This window comes from Alteromonas sp. WD8-37 (assembly GCF_055326825.1).
Map to the genome: position 1 here is coordinate 682,207 of NZ_JBUZOV010000002.1, position 18,510 is coordinate 700,716.

Below are 18,510 nucleotides of genomic sequence, written 5' to 3' on the forward strand. Positions count from 1 at the left end.
TTTGTCTGCAATGGTGCTTTGAGCGCAGGGGCCCTGCGCTGGCTTTTAATGCCGACTGGTCAGCCAGTCATCAATGCTTTAAATGCACTGATATCATCCTGCTGCACACCGCCAGACAAGACCTCATGTTCAAACTTACCCTGAGCATACAACACCAGTTCGCCAAAAATCTGCTGCGCAGCCACTTTGGTTGCATAGCTTTTTACCTTGTCAAACTGCATGCCCTGCACGCACTGGGCGAGCCGCTGATTGCGATTGAACTGATAGTCCGCTGTGCCCAGGCTGATCCACAGGCGTTGGGATTTCATCGACAATGATAAATCCCGCTCTTCAAGCTGCTTTAGCAAGTTGTGCTGAATGTTCTGCCAGTAGGGAGCAAACAGTTCAATTTGCTTGAGCTGGTCAGCCAAAAATCGCCGGATTTCGCTGTACAATCTGGCCGGCGCATAGCGCGGGCTTTGTATATATAGCGCAATGCCAGGATGCTGGTTATGCGGAACATAACCGGTGCCCACCACATAGCCCAGCTGTTTCTGGGTGCGCAGGATGGTAAAAAACGGGCCAGACAACAACTGCTCTAACACCATGCACAGTACGGTATCTTCTATCGAAGCGCTGGGAGCTTGCAGATATACAATGACCGCCGCATCGTCCTGCTCACTGGGAACCTGATGAAAATAGGTTTCACCGGTGGGCAGGCGAGAGACCGAGCGGGGTAGGGGCTCGCCATTGGCCTGTCCAAAGCGCTCGCGCAATGTTTGGCTGAACTGGTGCGCCTGGTCACTGCTCCAATTACCGTGCATAAAGGACTCCAGATAAAAATGGTCCAATGCCTGCGCGGCAGTGTGTTGCATATCCTCAAATCGGCACTGCGTGACCGCTTTTAACAGGTCGATGGGCGCCTGTGTATTGCGCTGAATAAGTACACTTAAGCGTGAAAATAAGCGGTTGGTGGGTTTGTTCAGCAGCGAGTTCTGCAGATTTTGAATCTGCATAGCCTGGCGCAAAGCAAACTGTTCGCGTTCAGGCTGGATCCGGGTGAGCGCGTCAACCAGCTCCTGTACCAGATAATCCTGCTGATGCGTAAAGCCGCGAGTGTGCAGACTGAACCCGGCCTGATGGCCGTACAAGCGGTAATGCAGGCCGGCAATTTCTGCCCGGTAATATTTTGACTGCAATTCATCATTTAAGCAGGCTAACCAAATGCGTTTGGCGGCGATGGCGTTGACATCGGCACAAAATGCCGGGGTGTCAAATGACAGGTAAATATCCCCTTTAGGACTGTCGAACTGGGTATCCTGGCCAAACCAGCAACGTAAGCCACGCTCCTGCAATATCATCTGAGGCTTGCTAAATTCCTGCTCAATCGGGGCGAGTGTGTACTCACTACCCAAATAGGGATTGGGCGGCGGCAAGGCCAGAGCTGGATGCGAAGCCGGTGCACGCAGCCGTTGTAACAAGGCTTCATCGAGCGGCTCCACAGCATAGTGAGCATCATAATAAGCACAGGTCTGGTTGGTAGACACACCAGGGGCTATTAACTTGATCCGAATTGCGTCGGCGGCAAAATAGTCGAGCACCTCGTGCAGCCGGTCTTTATTGTAGTCTTCCACCGGCTCGCGCAAGTGGGGGATTTCATCAAAATCAAAAATAAACAAGTGCTGGGCATAGTCGCTGGCCAGAGGCATCAGCTTTGGCGCATCATCGTACTGGCAGGCCAGCGCATGAAGCTGCATTTTTTCTGCATAGCGCCAGGGGTCGTCCAGCCCGTCGCGAATCAACGCCAGGTAAGCAAATAAAGCCTCAAGAATATCGGCCTGATGGGCAAGGCCAGTTTCGGTGAGCTGAAAGCTGACATTAAAATCTTTAAAATCATCGCTTTCAATGCCGCTGCCGGCAATCAGATTGGTACACCAGTTTTGCTGTTTTAAGTACGCCAGCAGCGACCCTTCGCCTTCATCCCCCAACAGATGGCTGATAAAGTTTAATGGTTTTACTTTGTAATCATTGTGCAGCGCCGGCAGTGGGAAGGTCACAATCATCCGCCGGGCGGTCTGTAGTGGCTGGATATTAATTTGTACGCCAAGTTGCTCGGGCAGATATAACGCAGGCCAGTCATCAGGTGCACGTTCGCCGGCCGGCAGGGCTGAAAAGATATTTCTTACGTGGGCTTCCAGTTCATCCAGCGGTTGGCTGCTAACAATGCACAAGGCCATGTTACTGGCGCAATAGTAACGTGCATGATGGGCCAGCAGGGCGGCTTGTAATTCATCAATGGAACAGGCATTAAAGATTTCGGCATTGCCCACCGAAAACTGACTAAACGGGTGGGCAGGGTTACAGGTTTCTTTATGGATCTGATACAGCCGGCGTAAGTCGTCTTTGCGCTTGAACTGAAACTCGGCATCAATGGCTTCAATTTCTTTGGTCAGTGCGCAGGGCGATAGCAGCGGCTGGCTGAGCATATCAGCAAAGGCCGGCAGGAGTTGCGGCAGCGTATCATCCTGGCAATGAAAATGGTAGTTGGCGTACTCGGTGCCGGTCCAGGCATTGATCGCCCCGCCGCAACGCTCCACGATATCGTTGATTGCATTGGCTTCGGGTAATCGCTGGCTGCCTAAAAACAAGCCATGCTCAAGCAAGTGTGCCAGGCCTGGAAACGGCTTGGGATCATAAAAATGACCGGCCTTGACCGCTATGGAAACAAACCCGCTCTGTTCGTGACCCGGCGGCGGGCACAGCATGACTGTCAGCCCATTGTCCAGGGTCAGGCAGCGAGATTGCGAAAAATTAAATGTTGTCAAAATGCCCTCATTTGAGTCGAATTCGTTGCATTTTTATAAGGGAACGACACATTTGCCCGTTTTTGCGTGCCTGTTGTGGCTTGCATAAATGAATATTTCGAAGATTATCGCTAGGCTATAAAACCCGGTTCTGATATCGTTTGGCAGCAATAATTCATAGTATTAGTAATGTTATGCCACGTCAAAGCAATGACTCCGTCTTACTTTTTATCATGCGCCACGGCGAAGCAGAGGCTGCCCGCCGCGATGATAAATCGCGCAAACTGACAGAGTTCGGCCGCTCCCAGTCATTAGCTACGTCGCACTGGCTACAAAAGTACAGCCAGGCACAGGCGATCGATCTTGCTTTGGTCTCTCCTTACCTACGCACCCGTCAAACCCTTGATGTGGTGTGCCAGCATCAGCCTGTACCGGTCATCGAAATCAGTAATGACATTGTGCCTGATGGCGACATTCATCAGGCGCACGATTATATCGATGCCTTGTTAAGTCAGTCTGCCCACCGGACGCAGCCGTTGCGCAGCATTCTGCTGGTTAGCCATATGCCACTGGTCAGTTATCTGGTGGATGAACTGTGCCACACTCACAGCATGCCGCTGTTCGCCACCGGCTCGGTAGCGGTGATCGAATATTCGCCGGCTCGGCAGCGCGGTACCTTGCTGGAGCATTTTCAGGGGCGCTCGTAGCAAAATACGCGGCAAGAAAAAAAAAGCCCACTAGCGTCAAATATTTGTCGCTTTTTACCTTAAGTTCCTGGTGGTATGTCCGATAACCTGATCAGAAAGGGACACAAGGTCAGCCAAATGGGTGGTTGGCATAGCACAAGGCAACCACAGGCATGTCAACAAAATCGATACCCGAGCTGTTGCAGCGTTCGCTGGAGCGACACCTGGCGGAGTCAGATTTGCGTGAGGATGAAGAAACTCGCGAACTGATTGGCAAGCTGGGCTTGCTGTCAGCCAAGGTGGCCGCCGCCAAGGCGCAGGTATTGGCGCGGCGCACCCAGGTAAAAAAATAACCGCCTAGTCAGCCGACGGTTCGTTTTGTGCGGTGTAGTATTCAGGCATGATACGAACCGTTTTAATCATGTTCTCACTGATATCTACAATTTCGATAGGGTAACCGGCCAGACGCACGCTGACCTTATTTTCCGGGATCTCTTCTAGGTACTCCAGTAACAACCCGTTGAGGGTTTTTGGCCCTTCGGTCGGCAGTTTCCAGTCCATTTCTTTGTTCAGATCACGAATGTTAGCACTGCCATCCACCAGCACACTGCCATCTTGCTGTAAATGCACTTCTTTGCTGTGATCCGGCACCATGCTGGTAGTAAAGTCGCCGATGATCTCTTCTAAGATATCTTCTAAGGTTACCAACCCCATAATATCGCCGTATTCATCCACCACCAGGGCTATGCGTTCTTTTTCGGCTTGGAATTTATACATCAGGGTGTGCAGGGGGGTAGATTCCGGCGTGTAATAAATTTCGCGCACCGCCCGCAGCAGACTGGATTTGGTGAACTGGTCTTTAGATAACAGTCGCAGTGCGTCGCGTACATGAACAAAGCCCACCGCATCATCAATCTTATCCCGATATAACAGCACCCGGGTATGTTGAGAGCTGGTCAGCTGCTTCTGAATTTTTTTCCAGTCATCATTGATATCAATGGCAAAAATTTCTGCCCGCGGCACCATGATGTCCTCAGCAGTGACACTTTCTAAATCCAGAATACTGACCAGCATGTCCTGGTGCTTTTTTGGGATCATAGCCCCGGCTTCATACACCACTGTTCGCAGCTCCTCCCGGCTAAGTGAGTCATCACTACCGCTGGTAGGGTTAATGCGCAACAAGTACAAAATACTGTTGGTAATGCTATTGATCAGCGCCACAAACGGGTACATCACAGTCAGCAAAGGCAGCAGGATCAGCGAGCTGGGAAAGGCAATTTTTTCTGGATACAAGGCCGCCAGCGTTTTCGGCGTCACCTCGGCAAAAATCAGCAAAATTAGGGTCAGGCCAAAGGTGGTGGCAAAAAAGCCCCAGTAATCCCCAAACAGCCGGGTACAGATGATGGTCGCGATGGACGAGGCGGCAATATTGACCAGATTATTGCCGATGAGGATCAGGCCAATCAGCCGATCAGGGCGCTCCAGCAGACGCTGCACGCGCATTGCAGATTGATTACCTTCATTTTGCAGATGCTTTAACCGGTAGCGGTTAATCGACATCATGCCGGTTTCAGAACTGGAAAAATATGCCGAGAGTAAAATGAGCACGCCCAATACAATAAATAGGGTGCTGGTTGCTATGTCGTCCAACGAGTTTGGTTCCTGTACCTTTAAAAAGAGGTTCTTGCCGCGCTATCGAGCAGGCGGCTAAGCAAATGATGCATCTGGGTGTCACATGCCAGCGCTATGGTAAATCATCTGTGCAGGTTACAACAGCACTTCGCGGACAAGGCGGCTACCAAAATACCCCAGGGTGAGCAGCAAGACTCCGATGACATTCAAAATAATGACCTGCCGGGCGCGCCAGCCGTGTACTTTCTGGCCTACCAGCACGACCACATAAACCAGCAGTGCCAGCAGTGACAACACTGTTTTATGGGCGTACAACGCCGAAAACATATTGTCTAAAAATACAAAGCCGCTAAGCAGAGAAATCACCAGCAAACCGGTGCCGACCTGCAAAAGCTTAAACATCATGCCTTCCACCATCATCAATGGCGGAAGCGTAGAATGCAGCAGCCCGGAGCCTTTTTGCTTAAGCTTATAAGTAATATAGGACATTTGCAGTGCGTATAAAAACGCGATCACTAACACTCCATAAGCAAACAATGACAGGGTCACATGTACCACCAGGCCTTGCTGCAGCTGAATATGCATAATGTGTTCAACTGGAATGATCAGCGACACCAGCACAGTAATGGCGGCAAAGGCCACCACTACGGGCAGCAAAATTAAGTTGGGCAATACCCGGTAAAACAGCAGCATAGAGCCCGTGATCAGCCAGGCCACCAGGGATAACACATTGGTGATACTCATATTCTGCCCCGGCGCCACCAAAATAGCCTGGGTTAAAAAGCCGATGTGGGCCAGCGAGCCGGTGACTGCCAGAGCCAGTGGGATGGTGGCACTGGCTGCGCGCTCATGATGCACAATCCGGCGCATCAAAAGAATGGCGCTTAAGGCATAACAGCAGATAGCCAGCGTGGCAAAAGGGGTGATCATGTAGGTTCCTGTAACACAAATCCAACGGGCGCGATGAGAACGCTAGCATAGCATGGCGGCAGCGTGTCGGTAGCTATTGATACTGTATGTGCCTGATAAATTCAACCATTGTGGTTGTTTTTGCCCAGTGCTTCCCCAATTAGTGACAAAAGATGACCAACAACGGTACGTTCAGCGGGCAAATTTCGTTATACTGCGCCCTATATTCGTTAAGCTAAAAGAAGACTGCATTGTATGTTTGAAAATTTATCAGAACGTCTTGGCCAGTCGCTTCGCAACATCAGCGGGCGCGGGCGTCTTACTGAAGACAATATTAAAGAGACGTTGCGTGAAGTCAGAATGGCGTTGCTGGAAGCTGACGTTGCGCTGCCTGTAGTCAAAGAATTTGTGGCCCAGGTGAAAGCCCGGGCGGTAGGTACCGAGGTATCCAAAAGCCTGAAGCCCGGTCAGGTCTTCATTAAAATTGTTCAGTCTGAACTTGAATCTGTGATGGGGGAGGCTAACGAAAAGCTTAACCTGGCCACCAAGCCGCCGGCCGTAGTGCTAATGGCGGGTCTGCAAGGTGCCGGTAAAACCACCAGTGTGGGCAAACTGGCCAAATACCTGACTGAGCGCGAAAAGAAAAAAGTGATGGTGGTGAGTGCCGATATTTATCGTCCGGCCGCGATTAAGCAGCTCGAAACCCTGGCCAACGAGGTCAATGTGGGCTTTCATCCATCTACGGTGTTGCAGACCCCGGTAGATATTGTGGAAGGCGCCATCGATTCTGCGCGTAAGCAGTTTTATGATGTGCTGCTGGTGGATACCGCCGGCCGCCTGCACGTCGACCATGACATGATGGATGAGATTAAGGCGCTGCACAAAGCAGTGGATCCTATCGAAACCCTGTTTGTGGTTGATGCCATGACCGGTCAGGATGCTGCTAATACCGCCAAAGCATTTAATGATGCCCTGCCGCTAACCGGTGTGATCTTGACCAAAGCCGACGGTGATGCCCGTGGTGGTGCAGCGTTGTCGGTACGTCAAATCACCGGTAAGCCCATCAAGTTTTTAGGGATGGGCGAAAAAGTCGATGCCCTTGAACCGTTCCACCCGGAGCGGGTGGCCTCGCGCATCTTAGGCATGGGCGATGTACTCAGCCTGATCGAAGAAGTTGAGCGCAAGGTTGATAAAAACAAAGCCCAGCAGCTAGCCAAAAAAGTCCAGAAAGGCAAAGGCTTTGACCTGCAAGATTTCAAAGAACAGCTTGAGCAGATGAAAAACATGGGCGGCATGATGGGCCTGATGGATAAGCTGCCGGGCATGGGCAATATGTCTGAGAAAATCAAAGACCAGGCCAATGACAAGCAGTTCAACCAGATGGAAGCCATCATCAACTCAATGACACCAGGCGAGCGGGCGCGCCCGGAAATCATCAAAGGGTCGCGTAAGCGCCGGATTGCCGCAGGCTCGGGTACTCAGATCCAGGATGTAAACCGCTTGCTTAAGCAATTTACCCAGATGCAGAAGATGATGAAAAAAATGTCCGGTGGCGGCATGAAAAAAATGATGCGCCAGATGAAAGGCATGATGCCACCAGGTGGCGGCGGTCCGGGTGGCCCAGGTGGCATGGGAGGCATGTTCCCGCCACGTTAAGCCTGCTACAAGCTAGCTACTTCTTTCAAAAACCGCCGCTTTTGGCGGTTTTTTTATGCGGCTATCAGGGGGGCTGCGATGACAGGTTGTGGTTATCGTAAGGCCCCATCCCGGCCTTACCTCAGGACTGGGCAAATGGATCATTTCATACTACACTGCATGCCCTGCAATGATGGGTGATGTGGTTGTACCCCCTTCCACGCAAGGTGCCTGGCACCCACTTTCCATCTTTATTTATGCTGCATCAGCATGCGCATTGCCACCGAACAACAGGAAGATTATGGCGGGTTTACAACGTATCATACTTATCGATACCCACCTCCCCGGTGTGGTTGAGCTTAAACTGGATGGCCATACCAACATTTGTGGTACCAATGCCTCAGGCAAAACCACCCTACAACGGCTGATCCCAGTGTTTTACGGGGAATACCCAAGCCGTGTGGTGCCGGCCACCCGTGACAGCTTCGAGCGCTGGTATCTACCGCGTCCTTCCAGTTTTATCATTTATGAATACACCCGCGCCGAAGGCGACTTGTGCCAGGCTGTGCTCAGCTCCACCGGCAGTGGGGTAAACTACCGGTTTATCGGCAAGCCATTTGATTTGGATGATTATCTGATTGCACAGCCGGGCAAGGCACACACCAGTGTGGCCAGCGCTGAGCTGGCCCGGGCGTTGAAACGCCAGGATATTCTGGTGTCCAGCCAGCTCAACACCAAAGATTTTCGCGCCATCCTGCAAAATGACCAGGGCGTGCTCAATCAAAGCAGCAATGCCCGCGAACTCTTAGGCTATGCCCGCATCTTTAGTCTGTGTGCCAGCCAGCATCATATCCGCCATATGGAAAAACTGGCCAAGGCAGTGCACTCCAAAGAAGGCAAGATGGAAACCATCAAAGCCATGATTGCGGCGATCTTAGAAGAAGACGGGGTGCAGCCACCCACCTCCAGTTTAAGCCGCAATCGGGTCGATGACTGGCTCAAAGAATGTCATCTGATCAAACAATTTGACCAGATCCGGCCTGAATTTGCCCGCCTGGAACAAGCCGACCTGGCGCTTAATGATACCGAGCAAACCCTGGCCCGCCTTAAACAGCAGTTCGAGCAGGACAAAGTGCAACTGGACAGCCAGGTGGCCACACTTAAAAGCCAGCGTGATGAAAACAACCTGCAGCAAAAGCATAACGACAGCCAGTGGCAGGATCGCCGCGACAGCCTCAACCAGGCAGTGTCTTCTGCACGCGCCGATGTGGAAAAATTCACTGCCGACCTGGAAAGTGTGGAACAAGAGTATGAGCACTGGCAGGCTCAGGATATTGATCAGCTCAAAGAGCATGTGGCCAGCTTAGGTCAGTGGCAAAATGAGCTGGAGACCAGCAGTGCCCGCTATACCCTGCTCACCGAAAAGCACCAGGATATCGAATCAGCCTATGCCCGCCGCCTGGCCGAGGCCGGTGAAAAGCTCACCGCTACCTTAGAAACCTTATCGGCCAAACGTCAGCAGGTGGCTGAGACCCGTGCCGATCAGCGCGAGCAGGAACAAGCTGCACTGCACACCCTGACCTCAGACTTTGCCCGCCGCGAGCAATCCCTGTCAGCCGAGCATGCGCAGCAGCGCAGTGAGCTTAAAGTGACCGAGGCTGAGTTAAAAGCTGCGGTATCCAGCGCTGGCTACAACGAATTTGAACAATCCCAGCTGGATTTGCTGGATGCCACCATCAAAGAAGCCACGGTCAACGAAGATGCGGCGCGCGCCGAATTGCGCCAGGCCCAGGCGCGGCTTACTACCTGCCAGCAACAGCGTACTGCAGCGTCTTCGGCACTGGATAAAGCCCGTCAGCAATATCTTAAAGAAGATAAAGCGGTGGCAGCCATCAACCAGCTGCTATATCCGGGGCAGGGCTCGTTACTGGAGTTTTTACGTCAGCATGTCAGCGACTGGGAACAAACCTTAGGCAAGGTGATCCGCCCGGAGCTACTGGATCGCACCGACCTGGCCCCGCAGTTTGAGCAGGCCAATACCACCCTGTTTGGGGTAAGCCTGGCTACTTCAGCACTGCCCACCCCCGATTATGCGCACAGCGAAGCCCAGCTAAAACAGCAGCTGGCAGCGGCCCAGGCCAGCCTGGCCGAGGCGCTGGAAGAACAAAATCGCTGCGAAGCCAGGTTGGCCAGTGCCAGCGAAGAAGTACGTAATGCCGAGCTGGAAGTGACCCAGAAAGACAATGGGGTACGCAGTACCGAAGCCAGCCGCAAACGTGCCCAGCAAGATCGCGACAGCTTGCTTAGCGAATATCAGCAGGCGGTCAGTGCGCGCAAACAAAAAGCCCGCGCCCGTTTGGAGGCCAATCAAACAGAGCAGCAACAGTTGCAGGCCCGCTTTGACAAAAATCAGGCAGAACTTAAAGACCAGCTAGGCGAAGCCCAGACCGAGCACCGTTTTCACTGGCAGCAACTGGTCAGTGATACCGAAGCGCAACTGGCCCAGTGTGATGCCGATATTCAGCAGGCCAAAGCGCTGGCCAGCCAGGATCGCCGGGAACTGGAAAGCTGGCTGGAAAACGAGCTCAATAACCGTGGCGTGGATGTGGACGAAATTGGCCAGCTGAAAAAACGTATCAAAACGCTTAAAACATCTATCCAGCAAACCGAAAGCCAGCGCCACAAGGTGGCTGACTTTGAGCGCTGGTATCAGGTAGTGTTTACCGGCCATAAAGTCAAATGGCAGCAGGGCTTGAGCGATGCTCGCCAGCTGCTGGCCGACAGTGAACGCAGTCTGGCTCAAGAGCATAGTCAGTATCGCACCATTCGCCAGGGCTTGCTGGATGCCCAGCAAGAGCTGGACAGCAACCTGAAAACCGCCAGTGAGCAGCTCGAGCAGGTCACCAGCTTACGCCGTGCATTAAGCCGTTTAACGTTGCCGGCGGTTACGGCACAGGCCGGCGACAATGAGGCCAGTATCGGCCAGCGTTTGTCGCAGGTGCAGGAGTTGATGCAAGAGCGGGAAAATCTGCTTAGCGATGTGCGCAACTATGTCGAACGCTTTGATCAGCTGATTGCCGCGCAGGCCGGCACCGGCTTATCCGATACCTGGGAGCGTGCCCGCCAGGAATGCGCGGTGATCAATGCCCATGGCGTCAAAAGCGTGGACCATCGGCGGATGGTGACCCACCTGGCCCAATTGCTAAATGTGATCGTGCCGCAAAAACTGCAGGGCCTAAAAGAACAGGGCCGCATCTTTGGTGCGGATCTGACCCAGTATTATTATGTACTGGCCGATATCGACAAGCGCATTGTCAGCCAAAGTCGCCGCATCACCGAAGAAGTCGACAGCGAACTGTTTTTAGACGGGGTCTCAGAATCGGCGGTGAAGATCCGCTCACGCATCAGCGAGTTGGAATTTTGGCCAGAGCTGGAGCATTTCCGAGCGCTGTATGATGCGTGGATGGAGCAGGGGGCTACCAGCCTGCCAGAAGAAGATTACGGCCAGAGCATGCGCCGCGTGCTGGATATTCTGGGCCGAGCGGCACTGACCGGCGGCATCAGCAAGTTGTTGGATATCGAGCTGCATCTGCGCGAAGGCAACAGCAATCTGGTGATCCGCACCGATCGCCAGTTGAATGAGTCGTCCAGTCACGGCATGGCCTATCTGATTTTATGTAAGTTCTTGCTGGCCTTCACCCGCTTATTGCGTACCGATGCGGCGGCGACGGTGCACTGGCCCATCGATGAACTGGGCACCTTGCACCAGTCGAACGTGAAAAAGATCTTCGATGCCTGTCAGAAAAACAATATCAGTGTGGTGGGGGCGTTCCCCAACCCTGAGTCTGATGTGCTCAATTTGTTTGAAAATCGCTATCTTATCGACAAGGTCAGCCGCAAGCTGCAAATTGTCAAACCCAAAACCAGTGCGATTGCCCAGCGTTTAAAAGCCCGCCGTAACCAAGAGGAAGCTGCTGTATGATGTCTGAAGCCGGCCGCATTGTAAGCCAGTTACTGGAAGGAAAATTCATCTGCCAGGTCAGCGATGAAGAAGCCTGGCGCTTTTTAAAGCAGCGCGACAACAGCCAAAAGCTGGAGCCGCATTTAAACCTGCTAAACCGCACCCTGGCCACCGCCGCTGAGGGCGAGGTATTTTTTGCTGCCTACCTGACCTTAGGTGATGACGAGCGCAAAATATTGCAAGCGCAGTTTCAGGAAACCACCACCGCATTAGTGCCGCTGGTGGAGTGGTTGTTGCTGGTACAGCAGGCCGGTGAGGCCGACCTGCCGGTGACTCAGGGCAGTGCTATCCGGTTAAGCGAGCTACAGGCGGTGATCGAAGATACGCCGGCTTACGCCGAGCAGCTGGAAAAGTTGTCGCGCTACCGGGTGTTTAACTCTACCAGTGTCAACCTGGATGGTCAGCTGAAGCAAGTGTTTAAGCGCCTCACCGATATGGGCTATCTCATTCGCCCCAATGCCGATAAACAAATTTATCTTGCCACCGGTAAGGTCGAGCATCTGTATGATGTCATAAAATTTATCGATGAAACCGAATCGCTGTCGCTGACCGAACAGGCCGAAGCGGCCATTACCCAGGGCAGCCTGCTATGAGTCAGGCCATGATGCAGGCCGGCGCCCGCTTGCTCAATGCGTTGGGCCGGCACAGCGAACTGATTATGCAGGCCTATGTTCACGGCCATGTGAATGAGCAGCAGCATAGTGCCAAGGTGTTAGAGCAACTGGTGCAGTTACAGGTGCTGTGGCGCCCGGATGCGGCCAGCCCGTTGCGATTAAAAGCGGCGGTGCGCAATCTGCTGGAAGGTAGCCTGCAGGATGAGCGCAACCGAAATATCGACGCCAATATCGGCGGCGCGCTGGCAGCGCTCAAAACCCTGGCCGAGCATTACAAAGAAGCGCTGCACCATCAGCGCTTTAATGAAGCCCATGCCCACATGAGCGATGTGACCGAGCATGTGTATCAGCTCACTGAATCACTGAGTAACAGTGTGCGGTTGATGTTCAGCCGCATTAATAATGAGTTTGGCTATGTGGCGTCGGTAGAGGCCAAGATCCGCGAAAACGAACTGGCCCAAAGCCAGGTGTCCGAGCTGCTTAATCAGCTGGAATGTTTTCGTTTTGATGAGCTCAGCGAACTGGCCGGCAGCCATCGTGAATTACGTCACCTGCTGGTGGTCACCTTGCAGCAGCGTTTTGCCAAAGCCGCGCAGGAATTGTCGGTGGCCCAGGCCAAACTACTGGAATTGTTAGGCCGGTTCAGAGAGTTCCAGGGCCGCACCCGCTTGCTCAAAGGTTTTTTGCTGCATATTGAGCAACAACCGGACTTTACCCCCACCGATTATAGCCGGCTGTCGTCGGTGCCAGTGCTGTTTAATCAGGCGGCCAGCCTGATCCAGCCAGCCCATGCCGATGTCACCAACCTGGAACATGAAAGTGCGCACCAGAGCATTGTGGCCGGGCTGACCGATATTCACCGTCATCAGCGCCAGGAAGCCAGTGCGCCGGCCAGCGCCATCGAAGTGACCGAACAGGATACCCTCACCTTAAAACAGGATCCGCTGGCCAAGGCGGTGGAAGCCTATTTCTGCCAGGTTATCGATGATGGCCAACCATGTTCGGCGCTGGAATATTATCAGCAGGAGCAACTCGAGTTTGACCCGGAAGTCTGGCTATACCAGGTGATTGGCGGCTATCAGGCGCTGGATGATGAGGATAAGCAGTTTTTTGCCCTGGAGCACAGCGGTGATGTGCATCCTTTATATAACGGCAACTTTTTTATCCACGATATCACCCTGGGACTGCGTTAACAGCGAGTGCTACCTAATTTTGCCGCGGGGCTAGCCAATCTTGCCGCAGGCGCTGGCCAAACTTGGCATTTGCCGATCCTTGGTTATACTTATACCAGTCCGCACATCCTGGTGCGGACTGTAAAGCGATATTGCCGCTTTACGGGCAACCTCGCCACGGACTGGCCGTGTGGCGCGGAGGCAGCTGAACTTTCCAGGCTGTGACCGCGTAGAATGCGTGTTTAATTTTGGTTACACCACGCGTTGTCTTTCCCTCAGACAAGGCCGTCCCATTTTGCACCGGTGTGATGTCGGTGTGCAGGAGCAAGCATGCAATTCTCACAACAACAGACCTTCAATCATGCAGTCATCCGGCTGGCAGTGCTGCTATATCAAATTGACAACAAGGTCACACTGACCGAACAGGAATACCTGGAAGAGTTAGTGGCTGAACTAGACTGGCAAAGTCCGATCTCCCGGGAAGCTTATTTAAATGAAGTAATTTACCAGACCCGCCAGGCCCTGGATGCGCGCGAAGGGGGCCGCTATCTGCGTACCTTCAAAGAAGCATTGACCTATGATGCGCACAAAGCCATGGAAGTGGCCATGATGATCACCGGCGTGGATGGTGAGCGCAGTGAAGATGAAACCGCCATCTTGTCCCTGCTCAGTCACAAAATTCTCGCCAAAGAACTGCTGGAAAAACCAGCAGCACCACCCGAAACCCCGGTGGCCTGAGCCAACCCGCTTCGCCCACAAACTCTCCGCCCACAAAAAAGCCCGCGAACAAGCGGGCTTTTTGCTGTTTACTGAGCGCGTGCAGCGCCTACAGCGCTTGCTGGCTGGCTTTGTCCAGTTCATCTTCCAGCCGCTGGCTTTCATCCGCCCGTGGCTTGGTGAAACGCGCCAGGCCCAGATACAACACCGGTGTAAGGTACAGGGTAAAGACCACCGCAATGCCTAAACCACCGAACACCACCCAGCCAATAGCATTACGCGATTCCGCCCCGGCGCCGGTGGACAGGATCAACGGCAAACCACCTAGGATGGTCGAGACGAGCGTCATCATGATCGGGCGCAGGCGCACCCGGCCGGCTTCGACAATGGCATCATATATCTCGTAGCCCCGATCGCGCAGCTGGTCAGCAAACTCAATCAGCAGGATGGCATTTTTGGCCAGCAAGCCAATCAGCATCACCAGGCCGATCTGCGAATACACATTGATAGTGGTATTGGTTAAGAACAACGCAAAAATCGCTGCTGCGATGCCAAACGGTACCGTCAGCATCACCACCACCGCACTGTTAACACTTTCAAATTGTGCGGCTAATACTAACAATACAATGATAAAAGCCAGCACATAGGTCAGCGCTACCTGCTCAGAAGTTTCTTCATAGGTCTGCGCTTCGCCTAAAAATAACAAGCCAATGCCGTCGGGCAGGGTGGATTGCAACGCCCGGATCTTGGCTACGGCTTCATTGATGGCAATTTCATCCGGCAGTTCCATTTGCAGCTCGATGGCACGGCGCTGCGCTTGGCGCTCCAGCTCCGCGGCCACCCCTTCTTCGCTGATATACGCAATACTGGATAAGGGCACCAGGCTGCCTGATTCTGATTTTACATACAGATTGGTCAGATCGGCCGGGTTGCCGGTATTACGCTCTGAAGATTGCAGCATAATAGGAATCGACTGATCGCCCACATTCAAATCAGCAATGTCATCGCCGTTTACCGCAGCGCGCAGGGTGGCTGCAATATCATTGAGCGGCACGCCCAGTTCGTCGGCGCGGCGCCGGTCGATATTGATACGCATCTGCGGCTGAGTCGGCTCGTAGCTGATCCGTGGCGTACCCAGCTCAGGTACCGCCTGTTCAATTTGCGCGGCAAAATCCTGGGCAGCACTGAAGATACGCTCATAGCTATCACCGGTCAGCGCGATTTCCATGCCGCCACCCTGGCCACGCAGGTTCAAACTATTGCCACCAAAGGCACTACCGGGCGCGCCGGGAATAGATTGCAGCGGCGGACGGATCTCATCAATCACTTCCTGCAAGGATTTATCCCGCTCATCCCAGTGCTTCAGCGGGGCGGTGATAAACACAATATTGGGATCCCACGAACCCACCACGGTATAAATGGAATCTACGGTTTCGTTTTCCACATACGGCATCAGCACTTCTTCCATGCGTTCGGCCTGGCGATCCATAAAGTTGATCCCGGCGCCGTCCGGACCACGGGCAAAAATACGGATGGTGCCGCGGTCTTCGCTTGGCAGCAGTTCGCTTTTAATATTTTGCGACAACAACCAGGCACCACCGGCCGCCAGCAGACTGGCGATGATCACCACCCAGCCATGCTTCAAACACCATAACAGCGAAGAATGGTAACCGCGCAAAAACACATGGCCGACGCGACCAAAGGTTTTATCAAACATGCCGCCGGTGGCTCTGGTTTTTAGCGGCAAGCGGGCGGTGAGCGCCGGAACCAATGACAGGGCTACAAAGGAAGAAATAATCACAGCACCAGCCAGTACACCGCCAAATTCACGGAATAAGCGCCCGGCAGTAGAAGGTAAAAACGCGATAGGGATAAATACCGACGCCAGCACAGCGGTGGTGGCCACTACCGCAAAAAACACTTCGCGTGAGCCGACCACCGCCGCCGCGCGAGCTCCTAAACCCATGGCCCGGCGACGCTGAATATTTTCTGACACCACAATGGCATCATCCACAATCATGCCGGTGGCCAGTACCAATGCCAGCAGGGTTAGAATATTGATGGAAAAGCCCAGCGCCCAGATAATCCCCAACGCGCCGGCTAATGACACCGGGATCGACAACGCCGGCACAATGGTAGCGCGCCAGGAGCCAATGAATACCAACAGGGTGAACACCACCAGCAGCACCGTGAGGCTTAATGATTGGACTACTTCGCTCACCGAATCGCGGATAAAGCTGGCATCATCCGAGGTGATCACAATATCCATATCGGTAAACCGGGCATTAAGCTGGCTGACCATGGCAGTCACTTCGTCGGAGATTTCGATGGTGTTGGAGCTGGCCTGACGAACGATGCCAATACCCACCACCGGTTTGCCGTCCAAACGCACCATGCTGGTGGTATCGGCCGGGCCAAAATACACACTGGCTACATCGCCGATGCGAATATCACCGTCAAGCACAATAGAGGCTACATCATCGGCGGTCACCGACGTGGCATCGGCGCGCACAATCAACGATTGGTCCTGCGACTGAATACTGCCGGCCGGCACATCAAATGGCGCTAAACGTAGCGCAGCGGCCACATCGGTCATGGATAGGCCATAGCTGGTCAGGCGTAGCGGGTCTACCGACACCCGCAGGGTGCGTTCACGGTTGCCGCTTAGCTGCACATCGGCAACGCCGGGAATACTTAAAAACAATGGCGCAATATCAGTATCCACCCGCTCGGTGAGAGTTTCCATATCCAGAGTTTGTGAGGACACCGCCAGGCTGACCACCGCCTGGGCATCGTTATCGGCGCGAATGATGGAGACTTGTTCGACATCTTCAGGCAGCTCACGCTGTACCCGGCTGACCGACTCACGGGTTTCGTTGGCCGCATCTTCTAAGTTAACCCCAGGGCGAAATTCCACCCGAATGCGGGCGCTGTTTTCTTCACTCTGGGCATAAATATTTTGCACACCGCTGACCCGGGCCACTGCGCCTTCTAAGCGGCTGGTGACTTCGGTATCCACGGTTTCCGGCGAACCGCCAGGCAGCTGGGCGGTCACTGTTATGGTGGGGGTATCCACATCCGGCAGTTCCCGCACTTCCAGGCCATTGAGCGCAGCAAAACCGGCAATGGCAATCAGCAGATTAAGAACAACAATCAGGACCGGCCGGCGAATCGCCGTAGAGGGCAGATCATTATTTTGCGATGTAAGATGGCTCATCGCGGCTGACTCCGGGCCAGCTCAGTAGTGACATCCTGGCCATTACGCAGACGTTGCACGCCTTCAGAAATCAGCAGGTCACCTTCTTTTAGTTTGCCGGATACCAAAATAGTGCCGCGCAAACGCTGATGCACTTTCACATCCACCCGCTGCGCCTTGCCCTCTTGGGACAACCAGACATAGGCGCCGTTAGCGCCCCACAGCAGCGCGGCTTCTGGAATAGCAGCATAGCGGTTGCCATCTAAAGACAGGTTGACCCGAAAACTCATGCCGGGACGATACTGATCATTGCTGTTATCTAAAATGGCGCGGGCGCGCATGGTGCGGTCGGCTTCATTGATGCGTGAATCCAGCTCAGCAATTTGCGCCTCAATTTCGGTATCGCGGTTGGTCCAGGGCTCCAGGGTCACCTTGGGATCATTCATCATAATAGACAGAGCGGCTTCCGGCGCGCGAAAGTTGATAAACAGTTTAGAGCGGTCATCCAGCGTAGTGATGGCAGTCTGTTCAGTAATGCGGTCGCCTACTTCAATATCAGTCAGGCCTACCACGCCATTAAACGGCGCCTGAACCACACGATCGGCCAGATCGGCCTGGGCTTCGTCCAGGGTGACTTCGGCTAGATCCCGGGCGGTGCGGGCAAGATCCAGCTCGCTTTGAGCTACCGCGCCGCGCGACAGGCTTTCTTTCAGGCGGTTATAGGTACGTTGGGTATCTTCCAATTGTAAGCGGGCCCGGCGTACTGCCACTTGCTGGCGGCGATCATCCAGACGCACCAGCACTTTGCCTGCTTCCACATACTGCCCAGGGACAAAGTTGATTTCGGTGACTTCATCGGCGGCAGCGGCAAACAGGGTGACCGAGCGAATGGCTTCGGCAGTGCCCACGGCTTCGACATTTTTGGTTTCATGCTGAAAGGTTAATTTTTCCAGGACCACCAGTTTGGCCTGGTTATCACCAAAAAACTGGGCCTGACTGGTGCCAGACAGAGTAAGCAGGATAAAACAAAGGCCCCACACAGGCCCTTTTTTGAATAACTGTATCAACATGGTTGTTCCATCGAAAAAAGTAAATTCGAACCGCCTTATAAATCAATTTATGTTTGTAACGACTCGGTGAGATTA

12 protein-coding genes are annotated in these 18,510 nt (G+C 53.5%); 7 read left to right on the forward strand and 5 right to left on the reverse strand.

Annotation, left to right across the window (positions count from 1 at the left end):
* Positions 1-59: 59 nt before the first annotated feature.
* Entirely contained in the window at positions 60-2,804 is a 2,745-nt protein-coding gene (locus ACTUJZ_RS08450; RefSeq protein WP_463635852.1) for an insulinase family protein, read from the reverse strand.
* A gap of 173 nt (positions 2,805-2,977) precedes the next feature.
* Between ACTUJZ_RS08450 and sixA the strand changes: the two genes are divergently transcribed.
* Positions 2,978-3,490, forward strand: a complete 513-nt coding sequence (sixA, locus tag ACTUJZ_RS08455) for a phosphohistidine phosphatase SixA (RefSeq protein ID WP_463635853.1) — start codon at positions 2,978-2,980, stop codon at positions 3,488-3,490.
* 152 nt (positions 3,491-3,642) lie between these two features.
* Positions 3,643-3,822, forward strand: coding sequence for a hypothetical protein (locus tag ACTUJZ_RS08460; protein WP_463635854.1), 180 nt, complete (start codon positions 3,643-3,645; stop codon positions 3,820-3,822).
* 4 nt (positions 3,823-3,826) lie between these two features.
* Here the strand turns inward: ACTUJZ_RS08460 and ACTUJZ_RS08465 are convergent, their stop codons facing one another.
* Both ACTUJZ_RS08465 and ACTUJZ_RS08470 read right to left on the reverse strand, forming a co-directional pair.
* Complete coding sequence (locus ACTUJZ_RS08465; protein ID WP_463635856.1) at positions 3,827-5,119, reverse strand: HlyC/CorC family transporter; 1,293 nt, start codon at positions 5,117-5,119, stop codon at positions 3,827-3,829.
* A 117-nt stretch (positions 5,120-5,236) separates the two neighbouring features.
* Positions 5,237-6,031 (reverse strand): cytochrome C assembly family protein, encoded by a 795-nt coding sequence (locus ACTUJZ_RS08470; RefSeq protein WP_463635857.1) that lies wholly within the window; start codon positions 6,029-6,031, stop codon positions 5,237-5,239.
* Positions 6,032-6,265: 234 nt separating this feature from the next.
* On the opposite strand from ACTUJZ_RS08470, the gene ffh reads away from it, so the two are divergent.
* The 5 genes from ffh (at position 6,266) to ACTUJZ_RS08495 (ending at position 14,190) form a co-directional block, all read left to right on the forward strand.
* On the forward strand, positions 6,266-7,666 hold the full coding sequence (gene ffh / locus ACTUJZ_RS08475; RefSeq protein ID WP_463635858.1) for a signal recognition particle protein: 1,401 nt from the start codon (positions 6,266-6,268) through the stop codon (positions 7,664-7,666).
* A 280-nt stretch (positions 7,667-7,946) separates the two neighbouring features.
* Complete coding sequence (locus ACTUJZ_RS08480; RefSeq protein ID WP_463635859.1) at positions 7,947-11,627, forward strand: ATP-binding protein; 3,681 nt, start codon at positions 7,947-7,949, stop codon at positions 11,625-11,627.
* A complete protein-coding gene (locus ACTUJZ_RS08485) occupies positions 11,624-12,259 on the forward strand; it encodes a condensin complex protein MksE (RefSeq protein WP_463635861.1) in 636 nt (211 codons plus the stop codon). The genes ACTUJZ_RS08480 and ACTUJZ_RS08485 overlap by 4 nt, the downstream gene beginning before the upstream one ends.
* Entirely contained in the window at positions 12,256-13,473 is a 1,218-nt protein-coding gene (locus ACTUJZ_RS08490) for a phosphoenolpyruvate carboxylase (protein WP_463635862.1), read from the forward strand. Before ACTUJZ_RS08485 ends, ACTUJZ_RS08490 begins: the two co-directional genes overlap by 4 nt.
* A gap of 309 nt (positions 13,474-13,782) precedes the next feature.
* Entirely contained in the window at positions 13,783-14,190 is a 408-nt protein-coding gene (locus tag ACTUJZ_RS08495; protein ID WP_463635863.1) for a TerB family tellurite resistance protein, read from the forward strand.
* 88 nt (positions 14,191-14,278) lie between these two features.
* Here ACTUJZ_RS08495 and ACTUJZ_RS08500 read toward each other — a convergent pair whose 3' ends face one another.
* Entirely contained in the window at positions 14,279-17,386 is a 3,108-nt protein-coding gene (locus ACTUJZ_RS08500) for an efflux RND transporter permease subunit (protein WP_463635864.1), read from the reverse strand.
* On the reverse strand, positions 17,383-18,435 hold the full coding sequence (locus ACTUJZ_RS08505) for an efflux RND transporter periplasmic adaptor subunit (protein WP_463635865.1): 1,053 nt from the start codon (positions 18,433-18,435) through the stop codon (positions 17,383-17,385). Before ACTUJZ_RS08505 ends, ACTUJZ_RS08500 begins: the two co-directional genes overlap by 4 nt.
* Between the last annotated feature and the right edge of the window lie 75 nt (positions 18,436-18,510).